The sequence below is a fragment of the Bacillus cereus group sp. MYBK30-2 genome (genome assembly GCF_051915945.1).
Lineage (GTDB): Bacteria > Bacillota > Bacilli > Bacillales > Bacillaceae_G > Bacillus_A > Bacillus_A paramycoides.
In genome coordinates this window covers 1-25,143 of record NZ_JBQAFR010000001.1, presented here as the reverse complement: position 1 = coordinate 25,143, position 25,143 = coordinate 1, and the positions used below count along the sequence as shown (strand labels likewise).

The window sequence follows — 25,143 nt, the reverse complement described above, 5'->3', positions numbered from 1 at the left end:
CTTAGTCCTCTTTCGGAAGAACAATACCTTTATACAATTGAACTGTAATGAAATAGTAAATTGCGTAAATGACTACAAAAATAACAATTGGAAGCCAAATACGGAAGTACGGATCAATGACAAAACGTTCAAAGATGTTCATACCTACTAATACGTGAACGATACCCACAATTGCTGGGAATAAGAACACTAAAAATAACTCTTTATAAATAGACTTCGTTAATAATTCACGGCGAACACCTATTTTTCGAAGCATTTGGTAACGTGTAATATCTTTTGATGCACCAGAGAGAATTTTAAACATTAAACAACTTGCCATCATCGCTAAAAAAGCAATTCCTAGGAAGAAGCCCATGAATACAGTTCCGCTGGCAAATGCGTAACCCATACTATAATATGCATATTTACTATCAAGCATGTCATCTTTTATATTTTTATATTTAGCTAGTTGCAACTCGTCAATTTTTTTCCATTCTTTTGTGTATGTTAAGAAATCATCTGTTTTTCCAATGAATACAGTACCCTCTGTACCTTTCAAGCCACCATACATTTTTTGATCGACAATTTTAATTGTTCGATCAGGATGAACATAACGTGGCTCCAGTGTTCTGAAAGCGTCCTGCCACTCTGCCGGAATTACATTGTCAGACTTTTTTTGTCTGAAATTTGAAATCGCGCCTACTGGTAGTTCTCCAGAAACTCTTTTTTTCACCTTAGCAGGATCTTTTATTCCTGCTTTAATCTTTTCCATATCTTTTACGAAAGGACGATTTTTCTCTAAATCTTCTTTTACATAATAAACGTATTTATCATCTGTCTTATAGCGGTATTCGCTTTTCTCTTTAAATGTAATACCATCTAAGATTTTCTTTTCTTCTGCTGTTGGGTTATGAACCACTGAATCATATATTTCCATAAGATCAGCAGTTTTCATAGCATCATTTTTAAAAGCCATACCACCTGAAATTGCACCTGCTCCAAGTGCAATTAACATCGTTGCTGTCGCTAGTACCTTTGTTAAGCTATTAATGCGGAAATTTAACTGCGCAAATGTAAAAGCATTCAGTCCTTTTTCACTACGCTTTTTATTACTTTTTAGTTTGTTAATGATAAGTGGTAGAAACGTTCCAAATAACAGGTAAGTTCCTGATGTAACGGTAATTAACGCAATTTTAATTCCGTTAAATTCTAATTCATTCATATAAATCATCGAAGCATAACCAATTGCTAATAAAATAATTCCAAGAACTGCAACTATTACCTTCGTTTTTCCTTTAAACACAACACGTTCTGTTTGCGCATCCGCATGTACAAGTTGTAATACTGAAATACGTGATAATTTAATGCTATTCATAATTGCAGATAACACAAATAGTACAAAGAAGAAAATACAAGTAACAGCCATTGATGGAACATAAAATGCTTGATAACCGCCTCCAGTAAACTCAAGTTGCTTCATAAGTAACTGCCCAATTCCACTGGCAAGTCCTACACCAACTACGATTCCAATAACAAGAGATGCTATCCCAATAATGATTGTTTCCATGAACATAAGCAGTGTAATCTTATGTTTTTTTGCTCCTAACATCATATACATACCAAATTCTTTTTGACGAAGTGATAGCAAGAAAGAATTCGCATACAAAACGTAGAAGAATGTGATGATGGCTAGTAGTACTGTACCAGCATGGAAGACGAATACAATATGACTAATAGTAGCATTCGATTTAAGAAACGCTTCATTAAGTCCCAGCGTTTGAAACATATAAAAAATTGAAATAGATATAACAAGACCAACAAGTAAGACGATATAGTCCTTCAGCTTACTTTTTAGTCCTGACATAGAAAGCTTAAATAACATGCCTGAACCTCCTTTCTTATGCTTTTTGTGTACCTAAGTCTGCAAGTACATCTAAAATCTCTTTATAGAACGCTTCACGCGTACCAGTGCGGTGAATTTCTTTATATAACTCTCCGTCTTGAATAAATAGAATGCGTCGGCAGTAACTTGCACTATATGAATCATGTGTAACCATCATGATTGATACGCCTTGTTCTTCATTTAAGTTTGTCATCGCATCGAGTAAACTTGCTGCGTTTTTAGAATCAAGTGCTCCTGTCGGCTCATCTCCTAAAATGATCGCTGGCTCATGCACAAGTGCACGCGCTGCTGCTGAACGCTGTTTTTGTCCACCAGATACTTCAGATGGATACTTTTGAAGTATCTCTGAGATTCCTAACATTTCTGCTACTTTTTCTACTTTCGGACCAATTTTACGAGATGGAACACCTTGAAGCGAAAGTGGCAGTGCAATATTTTCGTAAACGGATAGGTTTTCCATTAAGTTGAAGTCTTGGAAGATGAATCCTAATTTTTGAGAGCGGAAATCTGAAAGCTCACCTTGTTTCATCTTTGTAATATCCGTACCGGCAATTTCAACAACACCACTTGTTGCTTTATCTAATGTTGAAATTACATTTAGTAACGTTGTTTTTCCTGAACCAGATGGCCCCATAATTCCAACGAATTCTCCCTCTTCAATCGAGAATGACACTCCTTTTAACGCATGTGACTGACTTTCACCTTTTTTACCGTACACTTTTTGAACGTTTTTTACGTCTACAACTGGTTTGTTCATATATATCCTCCTACACTTTTTTCTTTCCCTATTCTGCGCCTTTTCGACGGAATCTGCCATGGATTAACATTACATTAACCTTACATTTTTGTTATTTTAACGTATCTCAAAAGACGATATGAAAGACGTGTAACTTTTCCACCATTCACTTGGATCTGCATCTAATAATGGTGTAGATACACCTCTTACCGTTACACTAACTGGTATTTTCAGAAGAAGATTTTGAAAATAGAAAAGGATTTGACCTTTAGGGCCAAATCCTTTTTATATCTATTATTTCGCAGCTAGTTTGTCTTTCACTTTCGCAGGTAGTTCTGTTTCCTTTACTTCTTCGTAATTCTTAACGAAGTGATTTCCTTCAGAATCTGTTGATTCTAATACATTTACACGAAGAAGTACGGGCGTTTCAGACTTCTTATCAAATACAGAAAAAGTAACCTTTTCTTTTTCGCCATCTTTATTATATGCATTTAATTTATACTCATTTGTTGTTGGATGCTGTTGTTTATCTTCATTACCTTGAATCTGTACATAATATTCTTTTACTGTCTCATTTTTATATAAACTGACTAGTTTGTCTTTTTGCCATACTGCCAAAAGAATTAAAAATAATACAAAAATGCCTAAATATTTTTTCATAGTAACATTCCTCCGCTTTCACTTGATTACATAATGGATTTATCATGTATCCTTCAATTGAGGGATACATTTTTCTTACATTAATATTACATTTTTGTAATATCTAAACGTATAATGGTATTGTAAGACTTCTATATTAGAAGTCTTTTTTATTTTCATTATTTTACTGCTAATTTTCCTTTTACTTTCGCAGGAAGCTCGTCCTTCTTCACTTCTTCCCAAGATGATACACCTTTTTTATCAGAGTAGTAGACGCGTAGGAATGCTTCTTTACGAAGGGTTTTTGGAGCATCGAATTCTAATTCTTTCACATATGTTTTTGTTGTTTTCTAATTCTTAGTCCTCTTTCGGAAGAACAATGCCTTTATACAATTGAACTGTAATGAAATAGTAAATTGCGTAAATGAATACGAAAATTAGAATTGGAAGCCAAATACGGAAGTACGGATCGACTAGGAAGGTCGAGAAGATGTTCATACCAACTAGTACGTGTACAATCCCGACAATCGCTGGGAATAAGAATACTAAGAATAATTCTTTATAAATTGATTTTGTTAATAATTCACGGCGCACACCAATTTTACGAAGCATTTGATAACGCGTAATATCGCTTGATGCACCAGATAGAATTTTAAACATTAAACAGCTTGCCATCATGGCTAAGAAAGCAATTCCTAAGAAGAAGCCCATAAATACTGTCCCGCTCGAAATGCCGTAAAACTCAGTATATGCTTGATTTTTACTGTCCAAGTTCAAGAATTCTTTTTTTACATTTTTATATTTGACTAACTGCAACTCGTCAATTTTTTTCCATTCTTTTTTGTATGTTAAGAAATCATCTGTTTTTCCAATGAATACTGTGCCCTCTGTACCTTTCAAGCCATCATACATTTTTTGATCGACAATTTTAATTGTTCGATTAGGATGAACATAAGGTGGTTCCAGCGTTCTGAAAGCATCCTCCCACTCTGGTGTTTTTTTGGAAATATCCCCCAGTGATAGTTCTTCAGAAGCTCTTTTTTTCACCTTAGCAGGATCTTTTATTCCTGCTTTCAGCTTTTCCATATCTTTTACGAAAGGACGATTTTTCTCTAAATCTTCTTTTACATAATAAACGTATTTATCATCTGTCTTATAGCGGTATTCGCTTTTCTCTTTAAATGTAATACCATCTAAGATTTTCTTTTCTTCTGCTGTTGGGTTATGAACCACTGAATCATATATTTCCAAAAAATCAACAGTTTTCACAACATTATTTTTAAAAGCCATACCACCTGAAATTGCTCCGGCTCCAAGCGCAACTAACATCGCTACTGTCGCTAGTACCTTTGTCAAGCTGTTAATACGGAAGTTTAACTGCGCAAATGTAAAAGCATTCAGTCCTTTTTCAGTACGTTTTTTATTACTTTTCAGCTTTTTAATAATAAGAGGTAGGAACGTTCCAAATAACAGGTAAGTTCCGGGCGTTACAGTAAATAACGCAATATAAATCCCATTTGTTCTTAACTTATTCATGTAAATCATAGAAACATAGCCAATTGCTAATAAGATAATTCCCAATACCGCAAAGATAACAGGCTTCGCACCTTTTACAGAAACACGATCTGTGTTTGAATCTGCATGTACAAGTTGTAGAACTGTAATACGTGATAATTTGATACTATTCATAATTGCAGATAACACAAATAGTGCAAAGAAGAAGATGCAAGTAGTATTCATTGATGGAACATAAAACGCTTGATAACCGCCTGCAGTAAACTCAAGCTGCTTCATAAGTAATTGACCAATTCCTTGTGCAAGCCCTACACCTACTGCAATACCGATTACTAGAGATGCTACTCCAATAATGATTGTTTCCATGAACATAAGCAGCGTAATCTTCTGTTTTTTTGCTCCTAGCATCATATACATACCGAATTCTTTTTGACGAAGCGATAATAAGAATGAGTTTGCATATAGAATATAGAAGAATGTAATAATCGCTAATAAAATTGAACCAGCTTGGAATACTATTCCAAGGTCGGCCATACTAGAGTTTGCCTTAAGAAAGGCTTTGTTTGTGGCTAATGTTTGGAACATATAAAAAATTGAAATGGACATGACAAGACCAACAAGTAAGACGATATAGTCCTTTAGCTTACTTTTTAGTCCTGACATAGAAAGCTTAAATAACATGCCTGAACCTTCTTTCTTATGCTTTTTGTGTACCTAAGTCTGCAAGTACATCTAAAATCTCTTTATAGAACGCTTCACGCGTACCAGTGCGGTGAATTTCTTTATATAACTCTCCGTCTTGAATAAATAGAATACGTCGGCAGTAACTTGCACTATATGGATCATGTGTAACCATCATGATTGATACGCCTTGTTCTTCATTTAAGTTTGTCATCGCATCGAGTAAACTTGCTGCGTTTTTAGAATCAAGTGCTCCTGTCGGCTCATCTCCTAAAATGATCGCTGGCTCATGCACAAGTGCACGCGCTGCTGCCGAACGTTGCTTTTGTCCACCAGATACTTCAGATGGATACTTTTGAAGAATTTCTGTAATTCCTAACATACCCGCTACTTTCTCGACTTTTGGTCCAATATTACGTGATGGAACACCTTGAAGAGATAGTGGAAGTGCGATATTTTCATAAATAGATAGGTTTTCTAACAAGTTAAAATCTTGGAAGATGAATCCTAATTTTTGAGAGCGGAAATCTGAAAGCTCACCTTGTTTCATTTTCGTAATGTCCGTACCCGCAATTTCAACAACGCCGCCCGTTACTTTATCAAGCGTTGAAATTACATTTAACAATGTCGTTTTACCAGAACCAGATGGCCCCATAATTCCAACAAACTCACCCTCTTGAATTGAGAATGAAACACCTTTTAACGCATGTGATTGGTTCTCACCTTTTTTACCGTACACTTTTTGGACGTTTTTTACGTCTACAACTGGTTTGTTCATCGTTGTCCTCCTAAGCTTGTTTTTACTTTTCTTATTCTGCGCCTTTTCGACGGAATCTGCCACGGATTAACATAACATTAACCTTACATTTTTGTTATGTTAATGCATCTCAAAAGACGATATAAAAAATATCCTGTCCCTTAGCCTACAAGGAACAGGATATTTCATGTCTAAATTGTGTCCAAACGAACAATTTTCTTTTTTTTGATATGGTGACCCTTAATATGTTAGGGACTCTTATTTTAGATGATAAATCTTGAAATTGGATTTGAGCAGTTTCTTTTTTATTTGATTAGAAATGAAGAAAGCCCATTAAATAATTGCCTTTGAATATAAAAAATTTATATTAATCCAACTAAAAGATAAATAGCAGTTCCCCAGATAAATATGGCGGAGCATTTATTAAATATATTCATTACATTTCCTGTACTATCTAGCTTTTTCATAATTGTACCAGCAATCGTTAATCCAAAGAACCAAATCCAAGATACTGTAATACATGTGATTGTAAACAAGACTTGTTCCGTTCCAACATATTTTAATGCACTTGTCCCAATAACACCCACTGTATCTAAGAGAGCATGAGGATTTAACAAAGAAACTGATAAAGCAAAGATGACTTGTTGACGGATTTGTAATGCTTTATTTGTCTCACTATTGTTGGGTTTAGACTTCCAAATAACATAGCCCATGTAAAGTAAAAATAAAATTCCAGCAGTCATTAGACTAAGTCGTAGCCATTCAAATTGTAAAACAATAACAGATAGTCCGAAGACAGCTATAAGAATTAAAAATGTGTCACATAGTGCAGCTGTAATAGTTGCTGGAAGTGCCCGAATGAGTCTTGGTTGTGTAGCTCCTTGTGAAAATACAAATACATTCTGTACTCCTAAAGGTAAAATAAGTCCGAATGCTAAAATGATTCCATGAATAATGGCTTCCATATAATCAACTCCCTTTCAATTACTATCGTACTATGATACAACTAAAAGAAAACAACCAATTGGATGGTTTTTTATCCACCCAATTCAAGGGAGGATTATATGAACTGGAAACCAAATCGTCATTCTCATTTGACCGTTCAAGAGCAAATTGTAGATTGGATAAAATCTCATATTGAACGAGGAGATTGGACTGTTGGAACAAAGATTCCAACACAACGCCAGCTAGCAACGCAATTTAATGTGAACAGAAGTACTGTGCAGCTTGCACTTGATGAATTAAAGGCAGATGGTTTGCTTGAATCAAAAATGGGATCAGGGATATTTGTAGCCAATAATTCGTGGAGTGTACTTTTGAATAAAGCTCAACCGAATTGGCAGCAACACATTGAATCAAGTATTCATAAACCAAACTATCATACGATTCAACTCATCAATGAATACGAGCAAAAGGATCATATTATCCGTCTTGGAACAGGCGAATTATCCCCTGATTTACTCCCAACGAAACAAATTGAACAGTCTCTAAAACAGATTTCACTTGAATCAAAGGCAATTGGCTACTCATCACCACAAGGAAGTGAAAAGCTTCGAGGAATTTTATGTAGCTATTTAAAAAAACGTGGTATTCAAACCAGACCAGAAAACATTTTAATTGTTTCAGGGGCACTTCAAGCACTTCAATTAATTGCATTTGGATTATTAGAAGAAGGATCCATTGTTTTTCAAGAACAATCTTCTTATTTGAATTCTGTGCACCCTTTTCAATCAGCCGGAATGCGTATGATCACAGTTTCAAGGAATGGACATTTAACAGCTAATCTTCGCGCACTTAAAAGAAAAAAACAATCTTTATTTTATTGTGTACCAACATTAAACAATCCGACAGGATATAATTGGTCGATGGAAGAGAAGAAAAAACTATACAATGCGTGCAATGATCTACAAATCCCGATTATTGAGGATGATGTGTATCACGAACTATTATTTGAATCATCTTCCCCTGCCATGAAATCATTTGATACATCAGGGCAAGTGCTCTATATCGGTAGTGTATCCAAAACGTTAAGTCCAGGGTTACGGATTGGTTGGATTGTTGCACCTTCACCTGTAATTAAGCAATTAGCTGACATTAAAATGCAAACGGATTATGGTTCCAGCGCCTTTTCTCAAGAAATCGTCTCACACTGGATATCATCGGGATTATATGAAAAGAACCTGATTAAACTTCGTGAACAACTGAAAAGAAGAGCTACATTTGTAGAAGAAATATTAGAACAGCAATTTCAAAAAATCGCTACATGGAAAAAGTCTGAGGGTGGTTTCTATATATGGCTCAGGTTTCATGAGCCCATTGTAAATAAGGCGTTATTTCTAAAGTTACTTAAACAAAATGTTCTGATCAATCCAGGTTATATATATGAACCAAGCGATTTACGTCATATTCGTCTTTCTTATTCTTATGCATCATTGGAAGAATTAAAAAAAGGATTAAATATTTTACTAAAACTAGTCCAGCATTAACCCTTATGTAAAATGTATTAGAGTATAACATCAGCAAAATAATGTTCTATCTCTATCAGGCTGTATGGCTAATTATTAATTTGAAAATTAGCAGTAACAAATAATTAAATATATTTTAAGGGATCTCCCAGATTATCTGGGGGATTTTTTTGTTTTTAGATTTTATATGGATAGAAAAACACAAAGGGGTTAGAAATGAGTTTGGAGTGTTTGAAGGCTATATAACAAGTTTAGGTGATGTTAGTTTCATGAAGAAAAAGCGGTAAAAAGTTAGGTAGTATTTTTTAAGAAAAAATCTCTCAAAAATTTTCACCTTTTCCGCTACGCTTCACCATTGATAAGTGGATTTCAGAAGGTAATAGCATGTCAAATTCAAAAACACTATATATAAAAAATGTAGCAAGGCATAGGGAATCTTTTAGGAATGGGATCTATGTATATTATATTTATAGAGAGTTAACATAACGTATCATTATCGGTAGCAAAGAAAAATGCGTCCCCTTACTCTCATAAGGGATTAGCCGAAAAACTGTATGAAATCTTGCATGCTCTTAGCGTGGTTTTTTTCCGAAATGCTGGTGCTACCCCATCGCTATCAAGTTAAAATTTAATACTATCCCCAGAACGATAAAAATGGACTTCGTTGCTATAAAAGACACAATAATTTTGTTTTGGAAGCATTATAAAATTTTTAACTTTCACAGCATAATTACTTTGTAATTATACCTTTTATTCTCTCAAAACAAAAAACTCTTATTAAAACTTTTTTAAATACATACAAATCATATATAAGTGAATAAAAAGTAATTATTTTTATAACCATTAGGGGGCAGATAAATGAATATATATTTAGCTGGGCCATTTTTCAATCCTGAACAAATTGCACTATTAGAGAAATTAGAGATAATTTTATCTAAGAAAGGATTAAATGTATTTTCTCCACGAAAATATATGAGTAAATTTCCCTTTGGATCTTATGAATGGCAATTTCAAAACTTTGTTACTGATGTAAATGCAATTCAACATAGTGATATTACCTTTGCAATATATAATGATCAAGATTCCGGAACAATGTGGGAAGTTGGGTATACTTGGTCACTTAAAAAACCTATTATTATTTTTAATACTACAGAAAAAGTTGTTAATCTTATGATTACACAATCTTTACATGCATATTTGGATAGCTTTGATAAAGTAATTCAGTATGATTTTAATAAATTACCTCGTATATTTTATGATGGAGCTGTAACGTAATCAAAAAAAGAAAAAAGCTCATGTGAAATTAAACTTATATAATCTTAACGTGGTTTATTTCCAAAATGATGGCGATACCCCCATCACCATATCAAAAAAAGAAAATTGTACGTTTAGACACAATTTGGACACAAAACATCCGATTCCTTGTACGCTCAGGGATCGGATATTCATTTGACTGTTTTATATAGCGTACAATTTCTCGCTTACGAGGTCTGTGTAGCAACCGAACCAAATCTTACGTTAAGTATTATTGGACATCAAAAATAGTAATGACTAATCCAGATTAACATCCATCCGATTCACAATTAAATATGCCAATATGTTAAATAGCTAAGTAATACAAACGGTATGAATAGAATTTCTATTCTTTTCATACTTTTTTAAATTTGTTTATAAGTTTCATACGAAATACGTGTAAAGATGGCAGAATCTCTTTTATAAATAAGGCTCAAAAGTTACCATACCTGATAAAGGAAATATTAATGTAACTCTAGTTCCTTTATTCACTTCAGATTCAATGCCAATTTTCAATCCTAATTTTGAACACAGTTTTTCGCATAGATACAAGCCCATTCCTGTACTTTTGCTAAATCTCCTTCCATTCTCTCCAGTAAATCCTTTTTCGAAAACTCTATTTATATCTTTAGGTAGTATCCCGACTCCATTATCCTCTATAGTTAGTATTACTGAGTTAGCTTTCTTAATTGAATATATACGTATCATTGCTTCTTTGTTATTTGAGTACTTTATAGAATTTCCTATTATTTGATTAATAATAAATTCAACCCATTTTCCATCACTATATACGATTTCATCAATATCCTGTATATCTAATTTTATTCTCTTATGAATAAAATCCCTATAGTTTCTTTTAATTACATTCCTTACTACATTATCAAGGTTGATTGGCTTTATAATATAGTCTTTATTAACGTTATTGCTTCGAGAATAATACAGAACCTGTTCTACAAATCCCTCGATTCGATCCATTTGAGAGTCAATTTTATTAGTTACTTCATTTTGATTATTTTCAATTATTAGCTTTGTAGAAGCAATTGGTGTCTTAATTTCATGCACCCATGTCTCTATATATTCTCTGTAATCCATTTGCATATCTCTGTATTTTTTTACATTTTCATGCATATCCCTACTAATTTCTCTAAGTATAGAATTAATTTTTTCCCCATGTATAAAATTTGTTTCCTTTACTACCTCTGGAAGTAGGTATTTTTTATCTAAGTTTTCTAATATACCGTTAATCTCATTATAATAATTTTTACATTTTATAAATTCTATAGCCATATATGAAATCAATGGAAAAAACCAAATACAAAAAGCAAAAAATATTATAATGAACTGAACATCCGCCATCAGCAATATACTAGCCAGTATAATAAATATCAGTACATTAGATACTATTACTACCATTTTATCTTTAATAAATTCACCTATATTCATGGCATTATATACCCTAACCTTCTTCTTGTTTCAATTGGATTTTCTATACCTATCTCTTCAAGCTTCTTTCTTAGTCTATTTATATTAACAGTTAAGGTGCTATCATCCACAAAATAATCAGATTTCCATAAGGATTCCATAAGTGAATCTCTTTTTACAATATTACCGCGATTATTTATTAAACATGAGAGTATCTTCACTTCATTTTTCGTTAACTCTACGGACTTGTCTTGATAAGTAACCGTTGCATTCGAAAGGTTCAAATTAAAATCTTTATAATGCAAGAGGTTATTCGTCTTTACGCCTCCATGTGCTCTTCTTAAAATACTTGTTACTCTTGCTAATAATATTTCTGTATTATAAGGCTTTGTTATAAAATCGTCTGCTCCTAAATTCATACTCATTAGTTCATCAACATCACTATCTCTGCTTGTAACCATTATAATTGGAACATCTGAAGTTTTACGTATTTCTCTGCATATATAATAACCATCGAACACAGGAAGATTTATGTCTAGCAATATAAGGCTCGCATTTTCATTTTCTACATATTCAATAATATGATTAAAATCTACGGGAGCCTTTACTTCATATCCATACTTATTTAAAAAAATTTGTAATTCTTCTCTTATAATTTCATCATCTTCAATAAGAATGATTTTTTTCATGACTGTTTCCTCCCTATATAGAATATAAGGCTATTACATCTTGAGAAACAAGATGTAATAGCCTTATTGAGCATTATAAAATCAAATATTGCTTTTTACAATATTTTTATACCCGATATATGTTGTGTAGAAATATCCTGCATAAATTACGATAAAGATTAACGCAGTCATGAACGCTGAAAAACTAATATCTGCATTTTCATACAAATTTATAAAATTATTGACTACATAAATTCCAGTTACTGAATGAATTAAGGCAAGAATAACTGGAAGACTAAAGTAAACTAAAGTCTGAATGAAAATTGTTTTGTCAATCATTTTTTTAGTTGCCCCAATTCTCTTTAAAGATTTATATCTCTCTATACTATCACTGGCTTCTGATAATTGTTGAAGAGCTAACACAGCCATACTCGTTATTAAAAATACAATACCTAAATATAAGCCAATAAACAGTATGATGGTTGATATTCCCTTATTTTTTTCAAAAACACTATCCTTTGATACGCCATATACAAATCCAATATTCATATGTTGATTTTTCTTATAATAATTAAATCCCGCTTCAATTTGATCATATTTTTTATTATAATTTTCTCTATTTCCATCTAAATAATTCACATTAAGTACGGACGTGGAAATTTTATGTCCTGATAAAACCTCACCATTGGTAACGATTGTAAATATAGTAGTTAACCTACTCATAGTTTGAAGGTTTTCTTGTATAGCTTTAGAATTTTTTACTACATACTCTTTTCCTTTTATAGTTATTTTATTACTATTTTTCAACTTTTCATTTATGGGATTATTCAACCTGTTAGATAAAAGTAAAACTTCATTATCTTTTAAATGTATTTCTTTTTCACCTTTAAATACTAAAATTTTATTATAATCAGATACTTTAATAAAATCTACATCGCTATTCTTATAATCTTTAGGTACTTCTGGTATAAAGTCAGCCACTTTCATCCCTGTTTGATATTGATTATAAGATACATATTTTTCGTTATTACTTATTTTAAAATTTAATGTCTTTAATATGTCTTCTATGTTGTAATTTTCACCTTTATTTACCAACATTACACTAGCATCAAATGGTGCTGCTTCTATAATTCTTGCCTCCATATTTCTTTTAAAGCTTATTCCTGTAGATAAAACCACCATTGTAATAAATAACATCAAACAGATTACAGCCATTGATATAAAGTTTGTATTCACTTTACTACTCATTTGCTTTAATATAAAGATATTTAACCCTTTAAAATAAACTTTTTTATTTTTCTTTACAACAAATAAAATAAATCCAGATAAGCTGAAGAAAAACAACAATGTACCTAGTATTCCAAGAATGATTGCTATAATGAGCATACGATTTTCAAAATCTAATCCAATCTTTAGTACAGTACCATATGCAAGTCCAAGTGATACTACACATAAAATACATGTTATTAAATATATAACAGGATTTTTAAATTTTATCTCTTCGTTTTTTCTACCTGCTGTCAACAAATCAATTATTTTGTATTTAGAAACAACATATACATTAAATAACATAACAAGTACAAACGTAATTCCAAAGTATAATACTGTTTTACCTATAGCACCTGTTGAAATTGCAAATTTATATTTATTCATAGGCAAATCAAATAGCTTTAATGCAAATGTAGATAACCCCTGTGACACTCCAATACCTAGTATAATCCCACTCACTAAAGATATAATGCCAACTAGAAATGTCTCTGTTACCAATATTCTAGATATGGTATTTCTCCCCATACCCAAAGTCATGTATAGTCCTAATTCTTTTTTACGTTTTTTGATTAAGAAATTATTTGCATACAAGATTAAACTGCCTAATATTACAGATACAAATACGGAAACACTTGAGATAATACTCATTAAAGTAGCCACAAACGATCTACCTGAAGTCTCAACTTCCATAAGTGCCTTTTGTGATTCTAATGAATTAAAGCTATAGAATATACAAACAGCCAGTGTTAATGTTAAGAAATATATCGCATAATCCTTAAAACTTTTCTTTACATTACGGGCAGCAACCTTAGAATACATTATTATCGTCACCTCCGAGAAGGGTTATAACTTCGATAATTTTAGTAAAGAATTCTTTTCTAGAATCATTCCCTCTTACTAATTCGCTAAATATTTTCCCATCTTTAATAAAAAGAATTCTACGAGCATAGCTTGCTGTAAATGCATCATGCGTAACCATAAGTATTGTAGCTTTCAAATCCTTATTTAGACTTTCAAATCTTTCAAGTAATAACCTAGCTGATTTAGAATCTAATGCTCCTGTCGGTTCATCTGCAAGTACTAAAGATGGCTCTGTTACGATAGCTCTTGCCGAAGCAACCCTTTGTTTTTGTCCTCCTGACATTTGATACGGGTATTTGCTTAATACTTGTTCAATGTCTAAATATTTTGCTACTGACTTTACTTTCCCATCAATTGTTGAACTTTCCTCACCTTTTATCGTTAGCGCTAAAGCAATATTTTCATAAGCGGTAAGAGTATCTAATAAATTAAAGTCCTGAAATATAAACCCTAATTCATTTCGTCTAAATTTATCTAGTGACTTTGATTTTAACCGAGTAATATCACTATTATTTATTATTATTTTTCCAGTAGTAACATTATCAATTGTTGATATACAGTTAAGCAATGTAGTTTTTCCACTTCCTGAAGGACCCATTATCCCAACAAACTCTGCCTCATCTATCTTAAAGCTAATATTATCTATAGCCTTTGTTACATTATCTTTATTACCGTAATATTTCTCGATTTTTTCCACACTTAATATATTTCTCATTTATACTTCCCCTTTTTCATTATAAGAATGCTTTAACTCCCAATCATTTATGTAATTTATTTTATTTTATATAATTTCATTCATAGTTTCGGTTGAATTACATTTCATTAACATTACATTTTTGTTATATTGAGCGATACCTCTACGTGCAAGGACTATTCGACACCTTAAAGGAAAAGCATACAAATATAGGGATTTCTATTGTTTTCTGTTGAAAAATGATAATATCATACGATTTGATAAAAGAGAATAATTATACAAAGTAATCAATCCCTTCAAACAGAACTATCTTTCTTTTTGAAGGGATTCCCATAAAAGTATTTGTTGAAAAATTTCCTAAGAAAAACTTAAGAAAATCTCCCTTTATTCATAAGAATTTTTTTCTATACTGAATCATGTAAATGAAAAAAAGGAGAAACGATCATGAAGAAATTTGTAATTTGCATAATAGGAATAGGCCTCCCTATATACTTACTACCTTTCATGTTACGCGGAGACTTGGATAGATTTAATCCGATTGCTGAAGAAAAAAATGTATATGCCGTTGCGAAAGGATATGGTGTTCCGGATTATAATCATAAAGGACGAGCTATGTACTCACTAAAAGGTGTTGATGAATCTGGGAACGAGAAAGAATATACAGTAGGAACTAGCACTCCTAATGATTTTATAAGAAAAACTCACTTAAAAATTCATGTAAAAGGCAAGTATGTCTATTCTTACGATGTCATTTCTGAAAAGGACATACCAGAGAAAATAAGAGGACAATTGGAAATAGTAGATAACTAAAAGAGCCTACTCGTATGAGCTGGCTCTTTTAGTTTGTTTTAAATGTTACTTTTCCCATAAGCTAAATTGCATGAATCAATTCTAAAAGAAGTTGCTCTGAGCACCATCGGCTTCTTTATTAGTAAAATTAGATACCATTTTACTAATAAAGAACAATTTTTAAAAATAACCATGTTGATACTATAGACGTTGATCTTTCTGGAAGTTTAGTTGAAAATGATCCGCTTCATTATATACCCCGAATTCATATCCTTTTTTCTTATAAAATTTAATAATTTCCGGAAGCGCTTGTAATGTCTGCGGTTTTTCATGCATTAGAACTACTTCCACATCTTCTGTTGTTGTACGCTTTACATCCTCTATAATTTGCTGTGGGTTATCTTTTAATCTCCAATCATTTGAATCTATTGTCCAATCCCAAACTTTTATTCCTGCTTCTACAATTTGATTACGAATTTCCTCGCTCTTTAATCCTGGTGCAGATCCATATGGCGGACGCACTAGTTTAGGAGTTGTACCCGTAATATTATGGATAAGATCTAACGTTTCTTTCATCTCTGGTACAAATTGTCCTTTTTTGTATAGCTTATCACTATTATGTGTCATACTATGTGCACCAATATAATGTCCTTCTTTTACTGCTCGTTTTACATTTTCCTGAAAACCTGTATTTTGTAAATTGCTACCTTGCATAAAAAATGTCGAAACGACATTTTGCTCTTTTAGTACATCTAAAAATTTCCCAGTTAATTCGCTAGGACCGTCATCAAATGTTAAATAAACAACTTTTCCTACCGGCTTTCCATCAGGTCTTTTTTGTTTCGTCGGTGATGTTTCATTTTTCTTTTCTTGTTGTTGCGTATTAACTTGTTTAATACTTTCATTAGCTACTCCCTTCGCTGGGGTAGAGTTCCAATTCCCAATTAAAAAGAACATGAAAAAGCTCGTTGCTAAAACAACTCCTAGAGATAGTATTGCCTTAGTTAATACACTTGTTTTATTCTTATTTTTTGATTCTTTCATTATTTTCCGATCCTTTCCCTATTGATTTTCATATTCATTATTTATAAAGCTGAGCCTTTACTCGACTGAAGCATTAGTTTCAATCGGTATTTATAATAAATAGATTAATAGAGACAGATAAATATAAAATGCAGATAATGTCGAAATCGGTTAAAGAATAATGTATTGTATTCACTCTTTAGAAAAATATTTGTCACTCTAATACAGTTAAGTTAGTTCTTCAATTAGAAAATTGGTTATACACTCAAAATAAAAAATACTACTCTTCCTAATTAAGATTTAGAAAGAATAGTATTTTTCTATTTGCCTATTTTATTACATAGTAAAATAATTAATAATGCCATCCACAATACCTTTTTTCGATTTTGCTTGGAATTCTTCTGAATTCATTCTTTTTTCATCACTCGCATTAGATGTAAACCCTAATTCAATTAATATAGCCGGAAAAGGATTTTCTCTTAAGACAAGAAAATCACTTCCATGAATGCCCCTATCTCGATTCTCTATATTTTGATCAAAAATAGCTTCTTGTACGATCTTAGCTAACTTTTTATCTTTTCTTTTATTAGCTCCATAATGAGTCGTTATTCCTTTTACATTTGTATCCTCAAAAGCATCATGATGAATGCTGATATAAAGATCCGCTAAATGGTCTTTAGCTACTTTGACACGCGCTTGTAATTCTTCCTTTTGCTTTGTTTCTGGAAGTAAGCTAGTATCTTTTTCACGTGTCAATATAACTTTTGCATCAGTTCTTTCTTCTAATTCTTTCTTTATATTTTGTGCTACTTTTAAATTAAGATCTTTTTCAATCGTTCCAAAGTTCTTTCCTTTCGTCCCTCTATCTCCTCCACCATGACCTGGATCAATTACAATTGTTTTTCCTCTTAAGCGTAAATCATCTTTTGATATATTTTTATGTCCCTTAGCATGTATTAAACTAACGCCTGTGCCCATTATTAATATAATAAACAAAAGCAATATCGCTCTTTTTTTCATTTTAACAATCTTCTTATCAGCTTTTAAGTCAGTTTCTGATGAAGATGTTAATGCATGCTGATAAAGATAAAATGCAGAGATAGCCTTAACATTGAAATTCTATTATTATTTGTGTATTTGTAGTTGATGGGGTACCACCACATCGCTATCAAGTTAAGCTCATAGAACGTCAATTATAGTGGAGGTTGTTTCTTTTTTTCTAGAGGATACATGTAGGGAATTTAAAGATTTGCATACGAAATAAATCCTATCGGGTTTCAGTTTTTTGAATTAAGCCGCTTGATTATCAGACACGGTACAATTGTAAACGACACCTAATATATCAAAGACTGATTTTTTCTCATATCTGTGGGATTTTCGTCCGTTGCGCTGTAGGAGGTTAAACAGACGAAGCAAAATCTCGTAAGATATTTGGAGATAAGAAGCTTTGAATTTCCTGAGCGAAGAGTTGTAATTCATCAGATACAGAAATAGACATACAAAAACGCTATCCTTTCCTATGATTCTACAGAAAGAATAACGTCTTTTTTGTTTAATGAATAGTGTGAAACCTTAGCTTTATGGCAATGTAACGGTACAATCATACAGTCGTTTGATAACATTACAAATTTACATAATTTTCGATATAGGAAGTAACCATTTTATCCTTTTAACTGTTGTTAACAGTACAAATTAACTTTTCTAATACTTGAGCTACACCATCTTTATCATTGGTATCGGTAATAAAATATGCAGCATCCTTCAATTTAGGTATTGCATTTCCCATAGCAATTGGAAAACCACACGTATAGAATAGCTCTAAATCATTCCAATCGTCTCCAAAGACCATTATGTTACCCATAGATATATTATTTTGAGTGCAGATATCCCTTACAGCTCGTTCTTTAGAAACACCTTTTGCCATGATTTGAGTTAAAGTTCCTGCATCGGTACATAGCGTACTTACTTTATGCGCAAACTGTTTTTGTAGTTTTTCATAGTGAGGATATTGTGAGATTAATAATTTCGAAGCACTAACTTTTTTTAATTCATTTAATGGAACTACAATTGGGTTTACAACTGCATTCATGGTTTTGTTGTAATCCAATGTTTTATTACTGTACCATGTATCTTCCGATTCAACTGAAAGGCATGCATCAGCCTGGTGAGTAATAACAAATTCTATAATTTCATTTGTGATAGCTGATTCAATCGGGTAATGTCGTTTGTAACCTAATGCGTTATCTACTACCAAAGCTCCATTGTAGTAAATCATAGTTGCAATGTCTTGAAGTTCGTGAGGAAGAAAAACTTTAACTGATCGTGGCGCCCTTGCTGTAGCAAAAATAACCTTTATTCCTTTCCTCAGACACTCCAATATAGCCTTTCTATTTCTTTCTGACACTTTCTTTTGTGAATTTAATAAAGTACCATCCAAATCTAAAACGATTGCTTTAACCTCGGATTCTAATTCCATATGTATGTCCCCTTATTTACAGTATAAACTCCTCCTTTTTATGTTCTATATCAAGTTATAAATCCCTGTATATTCCATACATGTGAAAGAGGTTTTAGCGAAATTTTGACTCATTCAAACACATAAGGCAACTAAATCTTTTGCTTGGTACCTACCGGTTCATTGTACCAAACCAACATTTCTAGCAAAATCTTGTAAGGTATTTGGAGATAAGAATCTTTAAAATTCTTGAGCAAATAGTTGTAATTCGTCAGACACAGAAACAGACATAAAAAACGCCATCCTTTCCTATGATTCTACAGAAAGAATAATGTATTTTTTATTTCTTGGACATTTTAGATTACATGTAAATAGACTTTATTGTAATTTTGTTTCGCTATTAGTATATTACAAGTTATTTTACCTTTTCACCCTACCTATATATACTAATCCATTAGAACGGTTACCATTCATTGTTACGTACTCTACTGTTTCATACTCTAATTTCTCAAAAGTATTTGTCCATTCCTTTACACGCTTTTCACTATGATGGCGCAAAATAGCTCCATCAGATAATTCAAACACGCCATAAGTGCCATACTTATCAACATACTGTTCATAGCGTGTTTTATTTCTTTCATCCTCATTTAGTAAAAAATCATTAATATAAATAATACCTTCTGGTTTTAATACCCGTTTAATTTCATTTAAAATAGAATCCTGTTCTTGATTTTGGTATACACAGGTTAGAACTGCAAATAATAAAACTGAATCAAAAAAATTATCCGAGAAGGGAAGTTTACCGCTTTTAACAATATTAAAATCAATAGCCATATCATTTGATTTAGCCCGTTTAATCATTTCTTCTGAAAAATCTACACCATATAAATTCGTAAATTGTTGTTCTTTTAGTTCAAGTAATGTTCTTCCGTACCCGCATCCATAGTCCAATAAGATTGAATCCTTATTTACATACTTTGAGAATAAGTCAAGTTGAAAAGGTGTCGTGAATTCTTTTTCATTTGCTACTCCATTCCAGTATTCTTTTTGTTTATTCATACGTGATAACATTCCTTTCCCATAAATTCCCTTGATTATATTCCTAACAAAAAGAAAAAAACAGTCTTTACATTCATTTGTGTATTTGATACAAATCTGAAATAACTATAAAAAATACTATCCTTTCCTATGATTTTACAGAAAGAATAGCGTGTTTTTTCATTTTAGGGGGTATTTTGTTTTCTTAGCTTGATAGCGATGGGGTACCGCCACACATCCATCAACTTAAGAATTTTTTCACACCCCTAAAACAAAAAATGTACATTTTCTCGTTTTAGGGTATTTGCTTTTCTTAGCTTGTGTTAAGTAACAATAAAGTTATTTAATTTACAATAAAGTCCTTTAAAAAATAATAAAGTTGTTTGAAAATCCTTCTTTAACTAAATGGCAGGTTAGTTTTAATACGATGTTTGTTTTATGATTTAACCAAAGTGATAGAAGATCGAAGAAAAGGCAGTAATAAAGAAGTGCCATTCCTAATGTGGACTGGCACTTTGTAAGATACAAAATTCATTATTTGATTTCGGCTGAGGAATTTGATTAATCTATTTTGTATTTACTAATAAATGTGTTAATGCTTGTTTTAATGGTGTAGCCTGACGTTCTAATAAGAAATTTAAATCGGTATGTGTTGATTCTAATCCTCCTTCACGAATCCCTTTTTGAGTCATTACTAACATTGGAAGGTAAGCTTCAGGTACTCCAGCACCTTTTAACATTTCTTCATAAGAAGAATCGTCTACTTCTAATAAAGGAAATTCTTTTCCTAATACTTCACTTAATGTATCAACAAATTGCTGTTGTGTTAAATTTTCACCAGAAAGTTCATAAATTTTATTTTTGTGACCATCAGCTACCAAAACATTCGCTGCTGCTTCAGCTAAATCTGGGCGATATACCCAACCAATTTTTCCTTCCCCTGCAGAAGTTACCCAAGGGGCACCAGCCATACAGCCTTGAATTGTCCCAAGCTCATTTTCTACATACCAGTTGTTACGCAGAATCACATAAGGAATACCTGACTCAATAATTGCTACTTCACGTGCTCTATGCATGCCTGCTAGGAAGAAGCCATTTCCTTCTGCTCTCGTAACACTTGGATAAATAATTTGTTTTACCCCTGTTGCTTTGGCAGCTTCTACTGCATTTGTATGCTGACGTATAACTGTATCAAAGTCGCCATATGTTGACATGATGAATAAGCGATCAACATCTTTGAATGCTGAAAACAAGGTTTCTTGATTTTCAAAATCTGTTACACGTACTTCTAAGTCTTGTTCCTTATAGCTAAGTGCTTTTTTAGACTTGTCATCACGTACACCAACAATTATTTCTTCTACTGATAATTTGGTAAGTAAATACTCAACAATTTTAGAACCTAAATTTCCGTTTGCACCTGTTACTAAAACTTTCATACAATCTCCTCCATTACAGCGTTATTTTTGATTTTTGTATACAATACATATACTATTTCTTAAGAAGGATTTATGTAAGTAGGCACAATTTAATAACATAGTCATAAAAATAGTACCTAGAGAAAAAGGAGGTTTTATTATGGCACGTTTTAGTTATCAAAATGAATCAATTTCTGAAGAAATACAGCAAGAAATTTGTCCATTAACAGTTACCCAAAATGCAATTGCAGGCAGATGGAAAATCGTGATTTTGTGGCATTTAAGCAAAAATGAAATTATTAGGTTTAATGAATTATTGAGGATGTTACCTGGTATCTCAAAAGGAATCTTAACTAGACAATTAAGAGAGCTTGAAGAGGACGAGCTAGTACACAGAGAAGTTTATAAAGTTGTTCCACCAAAAGTAGAATATTCATTAACAGAGCAGGGGCAAAAGTTTATACCTGTGTTAGAAGCAATGCAAGTTTGGGGTAAAGATTTACTAAATAAAAAAATAGAGATGTATGAAAAACATGAGGACTAATATATCACTTTACTCATAAGTTTGCCGCAAACAAAAAGAACCATAAGCTTGCCGTTTCGGAAAACTTATGGTTCATATCACATAATAAATCATTACTAACTTCTTATTAACAATAGATAGAAGGTATTGAGTTCAAGTTAAATAATGAACAATTTATTAATGTAAGTTGTACAGGAAAATTAAAAATCACTTACACTAATAACGGAGAACCTTACCATAAGTAGTATCTTTAGTAAGAATTAAACAACTTTAAAGAGCCTTTCTACATTTTATTGTAGAAAGGCTCTTATATTTTTATATCAAAATTAAATAACTTTATTATCATTACACAGCTTGATTGTGATGGGGTACCGCCACATCCCTATCAACCTAACAGAACAGGTTGCCCCCCAAACGATTAAAATAAATCTTTTATGCCTCACCATATCAAAAAAAGAAAATCAACAATCCTAAATTAAAAAAGATTGATAAAAGACATAACATATTGGTCGTATAAAATATGTTATGTCCTTTCTTTTTCAGCTTATCTCCTTGTTAACTTAATAAAAAAATATTAAATCTTTTCTAAAATTGATTTAACGAAAGCAGTTTTCTCTTCTACGTATTTATTTTTATTCGACTTTGCTAAATTAGGTTTGAGCTGTTCATAATCAATTCTTGCTTCATCATTTAAAGACTCTTTTAATACTCTACTTTGTTAGTTCAAGAAGAAATTGAGAACGTTGTTCTCCCTCATAACTTTTTGTAAACATCTGCGTAAGCTACTTTTAATTTCCCTCTGAGTTGCTCTTCTTTCTACTTTTTTATTTCTTATTAAATAATTTGATAATAACTCCATAAACTAAACTTACTTGTATCTCATAGGAGTGTATTATTCGTGAAAAAAATTTGGATATTCCTCATTTTTCTAATCATTTCTTTTTGTTCCACACCAATATCCATATATGCTTTTACAGATAGTCGTAAGGCGTATGAAAAAACAGGGAAGGTAATTTGGGAAGTAAATACAAAGGAAAAAATAGTTGCAATAACATTTGATGATGGGCCTCATCCTGTTTTCACCCCTCAAATACTTGATATTTTAGCTAAATACAATGCGAAAGCAACCTTTTTCGTAGCAGGTAATAAAGTTAAAAGATTTCCTGCTATTTTAAAAAGGCAAGTAAAAGAAGGACACGAAATTGCTAATCATACTTATAATCATATATATGACAGAAATATTACTACCGCTAAATTAACAGCAGAATTAGATCAAACGGATAAAATTATCAAGCAAATCACTGGCTATAAACCAACTCTCTATCGTCCAGTTGGAGGCCTTCACAATGATTTAATTATTAATACAGCTATACAGAATGGAAAACTTGTTATTCTATGGTCATGGCATCAAGATCCTCAAGATTGGAGAAATCCAGCAGCTCGCAAAATTTCTAAATATATAACAAAAGGTATGAAGCCTGGCAATATCATTCTACTCCATGATTGGAATGGCAGCGAATTTTCTCTGACATCTCAGACAGTTGAAGCATTAGAAAGTATCATGAGATATTTATACAGAAACGATTATGAATGTGTGACAGTATCTGAAATGCTCTATCGTTCCATAAAAATAATCCCCTCTCCTTTTGATCCTTTTTATCAGTGAATCTAGACTTATTTACTATCTATTTTTTTAAGGTCTATCTTACTTACGGAAATTTATGAAGATTGTCTCGAGGATAATTGTAGCTTTGAAATAAAGTTTGATTAAAAATACCTCACAAACCCATATTTTACGATAAAGAAAAAGAATCCATTTTGAAAAAGGTGATATGCTCCACTTTTGAGATTGACTATTTATCTTTCATAAAAAAGTTTGATCATTTTTGTGATCTTTCCTCCATTAAAGCGCCCGATTGCGGAAGATCAAGAAAATGATTATGATTGCTGCTTATAGCTTGTTGAACTAATGCACCCGTTACTTTAAGTGAATTGATTCACAATCTTACTGGGAATTTACCTAAAAAAGCTGAATTAACTTAATAAAAAAAAAGGACTCCCTTTTTGGGAATCCAATTCATTCAGTGTCACTTTGGTTAAAGTCTAATCTTCTCGGTTCGCAACACTGTCATTAGCCTCATCGGCACCTTCGCCGACTTTGTTACCCATCGCTCCTCCTGCAACAGCTCCTGCAACGGTACCAAGTGGACCAAGAACAGAACCCACAGCAGCTCCAGCGACAGCACCGACACCAGTTCCTACCGCTTCGCCAGCATCATTATCGACACGGTTACGTTCGTTTTTATCAGCCACTCATCTCACTCCTTATTTAGAATAGGCAAGTGCTTTCCAGCACAATACCTTACATATTTTCCCCTATAAGGACAGATTTATGCGAAGTTTAAATCTGTCCTTATAACTTTGCAATTTTCACTATCCTTCACGTTGTACAATAAGAAAAGCTGCCATAATGACAGCTAGATCTTAAACTATTGCAACCTTTAGTTCAAGTAGTATTAGTGCAACTTTTATTTATTCATCTACTCCTGCATCTATTTTCTTCTTCTTTTCCAAACAATACAAAAAGACACCCAAAATTTATCAAAGGTGCTACTTCGCTTGTTCAACCTTCTACAGCAAAACGGGCGAAAATCCCATAGGTATGAGAAGAAAACAGTCTTTGATATTTTAGGCATCGTATACAATTATTCCATGTCTCATAATCATGCAGCTTAATTTTAAAAAAACAAAACCCGTTAGGGTTTATTTCGTATGCAATTCTTTAAATAATGTACAATTAGTCTTTAGAAAATAGAAACCTTCTCACCTGAAATTGATTTTACATAATCTTAGCTTGATGGTCATGGCGTGCTCCCCCTTAAAGGTCAATTGATAAATTAAAACAAAGTTCAATTATTTAAAATAAAGATTAATGAGGAATCCTATTTTTACAATTTTCACCCTTAATGTAAAACAGGTTAGTTGAATAAGAAACAGTTACTATTCATCGGTTAGTTT

The 25,143-nt window shown here is 32.2% G+C and carries 21 protein-coding genes and 3 pseudogenes; 6 read left to right on the top strand and 18 right to left on the bottom strand.

The window, feature by feature from the left end:
* Window position 1: 1 nt before the first annotated feature.
* The 7 genes and pseudogenes from ACTFQM_RS00120 to ACTFQM_RS00090 form a co-directional block, all read right to left on the bottom strand.
* Window positions 2–1,861 (bottom strand): FtsX-like permease family protein, encoded by a 1,860-nt coding sequence (locus ACTFQM_RS00120; RefSeq protein ID WP_440033010.1) that lies wholly within the window; start codon window positions 1,859–1,861, stop codon window positions 2–4.
* A gap of 16 nt (window positions 1,862–1,877) precedes the next feature.
* Window positions 1,878–2,639, bottom strand: coding sequence for an ABC transporter ATP-binding protein (locus tag ACTFQM_RS00115; RefSeq protein WP_440033009.1), 762 nt, complete (start codon window positions 2,637–2,639; stop codon window positions 1,878–1,880).
* A gap of 273 nt (window positions 2,640–2,912) precedes the next feature.
* Window positions 2,913–3,278 carry a YxeA family protein gene (locus tag ACTFQM_RS00110; protein WP_440033008.1) on the bottom strand — a complete coding sequence of 122 codons (366 nt, stop codon included), beginning with the start codon at window positions 3,276–3,278 and terminating at the stop codon, window positions 2,913–2,915.
* A gap of 158 nt (window positions 3,279–3,436) precedes the next feature.
* Window positions 3,437–3,586: pseudogene (locus tag ACTFQM_RS00105) on the bottom strand (YxeA family protein); the annotation flags it as partial.
* 28 nt (window positions 3,587–3,614) lie between these two features.
* Window positions 3,615–5,453 carry an FtsX-like permease family protein gene (locus ACTFQM_RS00100; protein WP_440033007.1) on the bottom strand — a complete coding sequence of 613 codons (1,839 nt, stop codon included), beginning with the start codon at window positions 5,451–5,453 and terminating at the stop codon, window positions 3,615–3,617.
* A 16-nt stretch (window positions 5,454–5,469) separates the two neighbouring features.
* Complete coding sequence (locus tag ACTFQM_RS00095; RefSeq protein WP_440033006.1) at window positions 5,470–6,231, bottom strand: ABC transporter ATP-binding protein; 762 nt, start codon at window positions 6,229–6,231, stop codon at window positions 5,470–5,472.
* Between the two features lie 341 nt (window positions 6,232–6,572).
* Window positions 6,573–7,175: a LysE/ArgO family amino acid transporter gene (locus ACTFQM_RS00090; protein ID WP_440033005.1), complete on the bottom strand. Its 603-nt coding sequence runs from the start codon at window positions 7,173–7,175 to the stop codon at window positions 6,573–6,575.
* A gap of 99 nt (window positions 7,176–7,274) precedes the next feature.
* Between ACTFQM_RS00090 and ACTFQM_RS00085 the strand changes: the two genes are divergently transcribed.
* Window positions 7,275–8,696: a PLP-dependent aminotransferase family protein gene (locus ACTFQM_RS00085; protein ID WP_440033004.1), complete on the top strand. Its 1,422-nt coding sequence runs from the start codon at window positions 7,275–7,277 to the stop codon at window positions 8,694–8,696.
* An 837-nt stretch (window positions 8,697–9,533) separates the two neighbouring features.
* The gene (locus ACTFQM_RS00080) at window positions 9,534–9,950 is read left to right on the top strand and encodes a nucleoside 2-deoxyribosyltransferase (RefSeq protein ID WP_440033003.1); all 417 of its coding nucleotides are present in this window, start codon (window positions 9,534–9,536) and stop codon (window positions 9,948–9,950) included.
* 438 nt (window positions 9,951–10,388) lie between these two features.
* Here the strand turns inward: ACTFQM_RS00080 and ACTFQM_RS00075 are convergent, their stop codons facing one another.
* From ACTFQM_RS00075 to ACTFQM_RS00060, 4 genes are all read right to left on the bottom strand, one after another.
* The gene (locus tag ACTFQM_RS00075; protein WP_440033002.1) at window positions 10,389–11,411 is read right to left on the bottom strand and encodes a sensor histidine kinase; all 1,023 of its coding nucleotides are present in this window, start codon (window positions 11,409–11,411) and stop codon (window positions 10,389–10,391) included.
* Window positions 11,408–12,079 carry a response regulator transcription factor gene (locus ACTFQM_RS00070; RefSeq protein WP_440033001.1) on the bottom strand — a complete coding sequence of 224 codons (672 nt, stop codon included), beginning with the start codon at window positions 12,077–12,079 and terminating at the stop codon, window positions 11,408–11,410. The genes ACTFQM_RS00075 and ACTFQM_RS00070 overlap by 4 nt, the downstream gene beginning before the upstream one ends.
* An 81-nt stretch (window positions 12,080–12,160) precedes the next feature.
* Window positions 12,161–14,146, bottom strand: coding sequence for an FtsX-like permease family protein (locus tag ACTFQM_RS00065; protein ID WP_440033000.1), 1,986 nt, complete (start codon window positions 14,144–14,146; stop codon window positions 12,161–12,163).
* On the bottom strand, window positions 14,136–14,903 hold the full coding sequence (locus tag ACTFQM_RS00060) for an ABC transporter ATP-binding protein (RefSeq protein WP_440032999.1): 768 nt from the start codon (window positions 14,901–14,903) through the stop codon (window positions 14,136–14,138). The genes ACTFQM_RS00065 and ACTFQM_RS00060 overlap by 11 nt, the downstream gene beginning before the upstream one ends.
* A gap of 423 nt (window positions 14,904–15,326) precedes the next feature.
* Between ACTFQM_RS00060 and ACTFQM_RS00055 the strand changes: the two genes are divergently transcribed.
* Window positions 15,327–15,692 (top strand): YxeA family protein, encoded by a 366-nt coding sequence (locus ACTFQM_RS00055; RefSeq protein ID WP_440032998.1) that lies wholly within the window; start codon window positions 15,327–15,329, stop codon window positions 15,690–15,692.
* A 180-nt stretch (window positions 15,693–15,872) separates the two neighbouring features.
* Here ACTFQM_RS00055 and ACTFQM_RS00050 read toward each other — a convergent pair whose 3' ends face one another.
* The 6 genes and pseudogenes from ACTFQM_RS00050 to ACTFQM_RS00025 form a co-directional block, all read right to left on the bottom strand.
* A complete protein-coding gene (locus ACTFQM_RS00050; RefSeq protein WP_440032997.1) occupies window positions 15,873–16,715 on the bottom strand; it encodes a polysaccharide deacetylase family protein in 843 nt (280 codons plus the stop codon).
* Between the two features lie 315 nt (window positions 16,716–17,030).
* Window positions 17,031–17,714: an N-acetylmuramoyl-L-alanine amidase family protein gene (locus tag ACTFQM_RS00045; RefSeq protein ID WP_440032996.1), complete on the bottom strand. Its 684-nt coding sequence runs from the start codon at window positions 17,712–17,714 to the stop codon at window positions 17,031–17,033.
* 649 nt (window positions 17,715–18,363) lie between these two features.
* Window positions 18,364–19,170: an HAD family hydrolase gene (locus ACTFQM_RS00040; protein ID WP_440032995.1), complete on the bottom strand. Its 807-nt coding sequence runs from the start codon at window positions 19,168–19,170 to the stop codon at window positions 18,364–18,366.
* Between the two features lie 117 nt (window positions 19,171–19,287).
* Window positions 19,288–19,440 (bottom strand): annotated as a pseudogene (locus ACTFQM_RS00035) (IS4 family transposase); the annotation flags it as partial.
* A gap of 129 nt (window positions 19,441–19,569) precedes the next feature.
* Complete coding sequence (locus tag ACTFQM_RS00030; protein WP_440032994.1) at window positions 19,570–20,208, bottom strand: class I SAM-dependent methyltransferase; 639 nt, start codon at window positions 20,206–20,208, stop codon at window positions 19,570–19,572.
* A gap of 545 nt (window positions 20,209–20,753) precedes the next feature.
* Window positions 20,754–21,623, bottom strand: a complete 870-nt coding sequence (locus ACTFQM_RS00025) for an SDR family oxidoreductase (protein WP_440032993.1) — start codon at window positions 21,621–21,623, stop codon at window positions 20,754–20,756.
* A 139-nt stretch (window positions 21,624–21,762) separates the two neighbouring features.
* On the opposite strand from ACTFQM_RS00025, the gene ACTFQM_RS00020 reads away from it, so the two are divergent.
* Both ACTFQM_RS00020 and ACTFQM_RS00015 read left to right on the top strand, forming a co-directional pair.
* Window positions 21,763–22,146 carry a winged helix-turn-helix transcriptional regulator gene (locus tag ACTFQM_RS00020; RefSeq protein ID WP_440032992.1) on the top strand — a complete coding sequence of 128 codons (384 nt, stop codon included), beginning with the start codon at window positions 21,763–21,765 and terminating at the stop codon, window positions 22,144–22,146.
* A gap of 877 nt (window positions 22,147–23,023) precedes the next feature.
* Complete coding sequence (locus ACTFQM_RS00015; RefSeq protein ID WP_440032991.1) at window positions 23,024–23,791, top strand: polysaccharide deacetylase family protein; 768 nt, start codon at window positions 23,024–23,026, stop codon at window positions 23,789–23,791.
* 437 nt (window positions 23,792–24,228) lie between these two features.
* Here ACTFQM_RS00015 and ACTFQM_RS00010 read toward each other — a convergent pair whose 3' ends face one another.
* Complete coding sequence (locus ACTFQM_RS00010) at window positions 24,229–24,438, bottom strand: glycine zipper domain-containing protein (protein ID WP_128283627.1); 210 nt, start codon at window positions 24,436–24,438, stop codon at window positions 24,229–24,231.
* Between the two features lie 240 nt (window positions 24,439–24,678).
* Between ACTFQM_RS00010 and ACTFQM_RS00005 the strand changes: the two are divergent.
* Window positions 24,679–24,861: pseudogene (locus ACTFQM_RS00005) on the top strand (IS4 family transposase); the annotation flags it as partial.
* Between the last annotated feature and the right edge of the window lie 282 nt (window positions 24,862–25,143).